Here is a 6,439-nt window from a genome sequence, read left to right as displayed (position 1 = left end):
TTCTATTTCTCAGCTACTTTCTATCTTATTATTCAAATTATAATTTCCTAATATATAAAATTGAGGCTGTTGCATTTTTAAAATTATAAAAATTTGCAGCAGCCTTTTTTATTATAAGATATACTCATTCTAACTATCTATAAAACTATGCTATAATATAAATAATTAACATTATTTTTTACGGAGGATATTATGAATAAAAAAATATTAATCATTGATGATGAACCTCATATTCTAGAGCTCTTAAAACTTAATTTAGAAATTTATGGATATGAAGTATATACAGCTGATACTGGAGAAGGTATTATGAATCTTATCCAAAAAATTAACCCGGATCTTATATTACTTGATCTTATGCTTCCAGGTATCAGTGGAATAGATATATGCAAAGAGATTAGAAATAATCCTGAATTAAATAGGATAAGAATACTTATTGTCAGTGCAAAATCTGAAGAGATAGATAAAATAGTCTGTCTTGAAATTGGTGCTGACGACTATATAACAAAGCCATTCAGTCTACGTGAATTAATTGCAAGAGTTGGAGCAACTTTTAGACGAATGGATCCAAACTACTGCAATAATCCTAATATTACAATTGAAAGAAAAAAGCAGGAAGATAATATCTTAAATTATAAAGACCTCAAAATTGACTTACAAAATAGTGAAGTCTATAAAAATAATCAACTTATTGATTTTACTACAAAAGAATTTAAACTTTTCTTATTTCTTATACAAAATAAAGGTAATGTAATAACAAGGGAACAGATATTTGAAGAAGTTTGGAATTATGAAAATACACAGAGCAGATCTTTAGATGTGCACATAAGAAAAATCAGAAAAAAACTGGATGATCACAATAACTTTTATATAGAAACAGTAAGAGGAATTGGATATATAGTTCCAAAGGAGCAATAATATGAGAAAAAAATTTCTATCAATCTGTTTTCTTCTTATATTTATTACATCTTTAACATTAGGATTATCTTTCAACAAAATGATGAAAAATAACTATATTGAGACAGCTTTTTCAACTGCACTTTCTCAAGCAAATCTTATTAGTATTTTTCTTTCAGAAAATAAAAAAAGCTATCTTCCAGTTTTTAGACTTGTTCAATTTTTCGCTAACAAATCTGATTACCGAGTCACTTTTATTGATGAAAAAGGAACTCCTATAGCTGATTCTCAAGATAACAGCATTATTTTTACCTCCTATGCTGACCTGCCTGTTTTTTCAGGAAATGAGACTACTATTCCTGTATATAGAATCATTCCAAGTGGTGATAAAAGGAATAAAACTTTAGAGGTTTTTGCTACTAAGCTCACAATTAATAATAAACCAGTAATTCTTATGCTATCAAAAAAACTTACTTTTTTTAATGATTTTCAAAAAAAGATAGCTGGTACCATTCTATTCAGTATTATATTTTCAGGTATTCTTTCTATTATTCTCTCAATAATAGTAGTGGACAGAGCTATTAAACCAATTCTTCTTCTTACTAAAGCTGTTAAAAACATCACTCTTGGAAAATATAATACTGCTCTTTCTATAACAACCCATGATGAAATAAGAGAACTTGGTAATAATTTTATATATATGCAAAATAAAATTAATACTCTTGTCCAGGCAATTGAGGATAAAGCTAATAATTTACAACTTATTTTAAATAATTTACAAACTACAATATTCGTAATTTCAAAAGATGGAAAATTAGTTCTCTTCAACAATTATGCAATTAAAGAATTTAATATCAACAAACAATATACTACAATTTATGACTATCCTCAATTAAAATTTTTAACTGAAGGATTAAATCAAATAATTGAAAGTAAGAAAATTATAAATATGAAGAAAAATACCAATAATAAAACTTACAGAATCAAACTTAATTATATTGAAGATAATACAGATCAGGTTATTATTACTGCACAAGATATCACTAAAATTGAGACTACCGAACGAATGAGAAGAGAATTTGTTTCAAATGCCTCACATGAACTTAAAACTCCAATAACAATTATAAGTGGTTTTATTGAAACAATTAAACTTGGTCATATAAAAGACTCTAATCAACTAAATCACTTTATTGATATTATTGAGCAAGAAGTTAAAAGACTATCTCTTCTTACAAATAGTCTTCTTGAACTATCAAATTCTGAAAACTCTGGAAACAGTAAAAAGCAGATATATACAATTAAAATTGATGAGTGTTTTGCAAATATTATATCTCTTTATGAAAAACTAGCTAAGGATAAACAGATTGATATTTTATCTGAAATTGAAAATATAGAAATAACAAGTTATATCAATTATGAATTTCTAAGAACAGTAGTTGGAAATCTCATTGATAATGCTATTAAATATAGTAATAATAATACAAATATTTTTGTAAAAGCAAATTTAAATAACAATAAAATAATTATTAAGGTACAGGATCAGGGAATTGGAATATCTAAAGCTGATTTACAAAATATTTTTAGAAGATTCTATAGAGTTGATAAATCAAGAAATAGTAAAACTGGTGGAACAGGTCTTGGTTTAGCTATAGTCAAAAATATGATTTTTAACCTTAACGGAAAAATAAAAGTTGATAGCAAATTAGGAGAAGGTACAATTTTTACTGTAACTATTCCTTTAAATATTTAATTCCTTCTATTTTCTCCTTTATTAAAAATAATTGTAACTTTTTTTAAAATTTTATATCTTTTTATTAAACTTTGTGTTATAATAGAACTGAAAATTAACATAATTAACATAATTAAAAAAATTAACAATGCGAGGTGGGGTAATGGTAAATTTTGTTTCAGAAATTTCACTTGAGAGCATTGCATTTAGAATCATGTTGGCAATAATAATCGGTGGAATGATAGGATATGAAAGAGGTACAAATAATAGACCAGCAGGATTTAGGACACATATACTTGTGTGCTTAGGAGCTACTATTGTGTCTCTTATTCAAGACCATCTCAGAATTAATATTTTAAATTATGCTATTGCTAATCCTACAGTTGCACAGGTAATAAAAAGTGACCTGGGAAGAATTGGAGCTCAAGTTGTCAGTGGTATCGGTTTTTTAGGAGCAGGGACTATAATTCGTGAAAAGAAAACTATTGCTGGTCTCACTACTGCAGCATCTATTTGGGTAACTGGATGTATTGGATTAGGTATTGGGTGGGGGTTCTATACACTCAGTATCCTCAGTGGAATCTCTGTTTTAGTAGTTTTAGTGACTTTTAAAAGAGTAGAAACTATTTTAATAGATAGAAATATTACTAAAACATTGACTATATATTATACAGATGAATGTTTTTTCTCAAAAGATCTTATAAGAACCTATGATATATTTAAAAACCATCATATGAAAATAAAAAATATGAAAAAAGATATGGATGAGAAAAAAGTTACTTACACAATTACGTTACCAAAAATTTATAATCAGATTGAAATTTTAGCTGAACTCACAGAGCTTGAACACATATCTGAGATTAAAGATTTTTAACATAAATTAAAATAAGGGAGGACAAACTATGAAAAAAATGTTTAAATTATTTGGTTTAATTTTTGCAACAATGGCTTTATTTGTTGCTTGTGGGAAGGATGATAAAGTTGAATCACCTGAAAATTATCCTTCAAAACCTGTAAATGTTATCGTTGCATATAAAGCTGGTGGAGGAACAGACGTTGGAGCTCGTATACTTATTTCAGAAGCTCAAAAAAACTTCCCTCAACCTTTTGTTATTGTAAACAAACCAGGTGCAGATGGAGAAATTGGATATACTGAATTATTAAAAGCAAAACCAGACGGATACACAATTGGATTTATTAATCTACCTACATTTGTAAGTATTCCTTTACAAAGAAAAACTAACTTTAAAAAAGAGGATGCTGTAGCAATAATGAACCACGTTTATGATCCAGGTGTTTTAGTAGTAAGAGAAGATAGTAAATGGCATAATCTTCAGGAATTTGTTGAGGATGCTAAAGCTAATCCAGATACAATTACTATATCAAACAATGGTACTGGTGCATCAAATCATATAGGAGCTGCTCACTTTGCTTATGAAGCTGGAATTAAAGTTACTCATGTTCCTTTTGGTGGAAGTACTGATATGATTGCTGCTCTTCGTGGAAACCACGTTAATGCAACTGTTGCTAAAATCAGTGAAGTTGGAAACCTTGTAAAAAATCATGAATTACGTATTCTTGCATCTTTTACAGAAAATAGATTAGAAAGTTTCCCAGATGTTCCAACATTAAAAGAAAATGGATATAACGTTTTATTTGGTTCAGCTCGTGCTTTAGTTGCTCCTAAAGGAACTCCAGAACCAATTATAAAGAAATTACATGATACATTTAAAGCAGCATTAGAATCAGAAGACAATATTGAAAAATCAAAAAATGCAAATCTACCTTTACAATACATGTCTCCTGAAGAACTAACTAATTATATAAATGAACAGGAAACTTATATTAAGGAAATTGTTCCTAAATTAGGAATTTAGGAGGATTATATAGATGGGAAAATATGATAAAATTTTAACTATTGGACTTCTTGTACTTAATGCAATCTACTATGCAATGATTAAAGGACTTCCACCTAGAGCTGCAAGATATCCAATGTTTGTATGTCTACTTCTATTGGTGTTAACTATAATTTTAGCTGTTGAAACATTTATGAATAAAAAACCATATGATAAAAAATTATTTGAAGGTTTCAAACCCTCACAATTTTTCTTTATCATTGTTATTTCAGCTATCTATATTATCTTAATAGATATTGCTGGATTCTTTGTTTCAACATTGATATATTTAATTGTTACTATGGTAGGACTTAAAGCAAAACTTTTATTTAGTATTATAACAAGCATCTGCTTCTGTATACTAATTTATTTGGTCTTTGTGACTTTCTTAAAAGTTCCTGTACCTACTGGATTTTTAATATAGGGAGGGAATAATATGTCAGATGTATTATTCGGATTTTTCACTGCAGTATCACCAATCAACCTTGTAGCAGCATGTGTAAGTGTTGGAATTGGAATCACCATAGGAGCTCTACCAGGTCTATCTGCAGCTATGGGAGTTGCATTACTAATTCCTATTACCTTTGGTATGCCTGCATCTACAGGACTTATCGTCCTTGCTGGTGTATATTGTGGAGCAATATTTGGAGGTTCTATTTCAGCAATTCTAATTCGTACACCTGGAACTCCAGCAGCTGCTGCAACTGCCATTGACGGTTACGAACTTACTTTAAAGGGAAAAGCAGGTAAAGCATTAGGAACTGCTGTTATAGCATCATTTATTGGTGGAATACTAAGTTCTATTTCTCTGTATCTCTTTGCACCTACTTTAGCAACTTTAGCTCTTAAATTTGGACCTTCAGAGTATTTCTGGCTATCAATTTTTGGACTTACAATAATAGCAGGTGCCAGCACTAAATCTATAACAAAAGGACTTATTTCAGGTGCTTTAGGACTTATGTTTTCTACTATAGGAATGGACCCAATGCTTGGAAACCCAAGATTTACATTTGGTATTCCAAGTTTACTTTCTGGTGTACCATTTACAGCATCACTAATTGGACTTTTCTCAATGTCACAAGTTCTTATGTTAGCTGAGAAAAAAATCAAGGAATCAGGAAAACTTGTTGAGTTTGATGATACGGTTATGCTAAGTAAAAAAGAGATAAAACAGATTTTACCAACTGCTTTAAGATCTACTGTAATTGGTAATATAATTGGAATCCTACCTGGTGCAGGTGCAAGTATCGCATCTTTCCTTGGATATAATGAAGCAAAAAGATTTTCTAAGCATAAAGAGGAATTTGGACATGGTAGTATTGAAGGAATTGCTGGAGCAGAAGCAGCTAACAATGCTGTAACTGGTGGATCATTAATTCCAACATTTACACTAGGTATTCCTGGAGAAAGTGTTACTGCTGTTTTACTTGGTGGTCTTTTAATTCAAGGGCTTCAACCTGGACCAGACCTATTTACAGTACATGGAAAAATTACATATACATTCTTTGCTGGATTCATTGTAGTTAATATTTTCATGCTTATACTTGGACTTACTGGATCAAAACTATTTGCAAAGATATCAAGGGTACCTGATAACTATCTTATACCACTTATTTTCTCACTGAGTGTTATTGGATCTTATGCTATTAACAATCAAATGGCAGACGTTATGATTATGTTTGTGTTTGGTATAATCGGGTATATCATCAATAAATTTGAACTTAATTCAGCTTCTATTGTTCTTGCACTTATTCTTGGACCAATTGGAGAATCAGGATTAAGAAGATCAATAATATTAAATCATGGAAGTATGAGTATTTTATTCCAAAGTACTGTTTCTAAAGTTCTTATTATACTTACAATACTTTCTCTATTCTCTCCAATAGTTATGAATAAATTACAAAACAAAAGTAAGAACTAA

The 6,439-nt window shown here is 29.4% G+C and carries 6 protein-coding genes; all 6 read left to right on the top strand.

From position 1 onward, the window contains the following. Positions 1-192: 192 nt before the first annotated feature. A complete protein-coding gene (locus IX290_RS10980) occupies positions 193-915 on the top strand; it encodes a response regulator transcription factor (protein ID WP_211493234.1) in 723 nt (240 codons plus the stop codon). Between the two features lies 1 nt (position 916). Further along, on the top strand, positions 917-2,644 hold the full coding sequence (locus IX290_RS10975) for a HAMP domain-containing sensor histidine kinase (protein WP_211493233.1): 1,728 nt from the start codon (positions 917-919) through the stop codon (positions 2,642-2,644). Between the two features lie 142 nt (positions 2,645-2,786). After that, positions 2,787-3,497, top strand: coding sequence for an MgtC/SapB family protein (locus IX290_RS10970; protein WP_211493232.1), 711 nt, complete (start codon positions 2,787-2,789; stop codon positions 3,495-3,497). A gap of 70 nt (positions 3,498-3,567) precedes the next feature. Further along, complete coding sequence (locus tag IX290_RS10965) at positions 3,568-4,500, top strand: tripartite tricarboxylate transporter substrate binding protein (RefSeq protein ID WP_249168944.1); 933 nt, start codon at positions 3,568-3,570, stop codon at positions 4,498-4,500. A gap of 13 nt (positions 4,501-4,513) precedes the next feature. After that, positions 4,514-4,942 carry a tripartite tricarboxylate transporter TctB family protein gene (locus IX290_RS10960; protein WP_211493230.1) on the top strand — a complete coding sequence of 143 codons (429 nt, stop codon included), beginning with the start codon at positions 4,514-4,516 and terminating at the stop codon, positions 4,940-4,942. A 12-nt stretch (positions 4,943-4,954) separates the two neighbouring features. Further along, positions 4,955-6,439 carry a tripartite tricarboxylate transporter permease gene (locus IX290_RS10955; protein ID WP_211493229.1) on the top strand — a complete coding sequence of 495 codons (1,485 nt, stop codon included), beginning with the start codon at positions 4,955-4,957 and terminating at the stop codon, positions 6,437-6,439.

It is taken from the genome of Fusobacterium sp. DD2 (assembly GCF_018205345.1).
Lineage (GTDB): Bacteria > Fusobacteriota > Fusobacteriia > Fusobacteriales > Fusobacteriaceae > Fusobacterium_A.
Note: the sequence above shows the minus strand (reverse complement) of the source record. Positions and strands in the feature narration are given on the sequence as shown.

Coding starts and splice junctions, on each gene's coding strand:
- IX290_RS10980 (WP_211493234.1), top strand. CDS start 193: ATGAATAAAAAAATATTAATCATTGATGATGAACCTCATATTCTAGAG.
- IX290_RS10975 (WP_211493233.1), top strand. CDS start 917: ATGAGAAAAAAATTTCTATCAATCTGTTTTCTTCTTATATTTATTACA.
- IX290_RS10970 (WP_211493232.1), top strand. CDS start 2,787: ATGGTAAATTTTGTTTCAGAAATTTCACTTGAGAGCATTGCATTTAGA.
- IX290_RS10965 (WP_249168944.1), top strand. CDS start 3,568: ATGGCTTTATTTGTTGCTTGTGGGAAGGATGATAAAGTTGAATCACCT.
- IX290_RS10960 (WP_211493230.1), top strand. CDS start 4,514: ATGGGAAAATATGATAAAATTTTAACTATTGGACTTCTTGTACTTAAT.
- IX290_RS10955 (WP_211493229.1), top strand. CDS start 4,955: ATGTCAGATGTATTATTCGGATTTTTCACTGCAGTATCACCAATCAAC.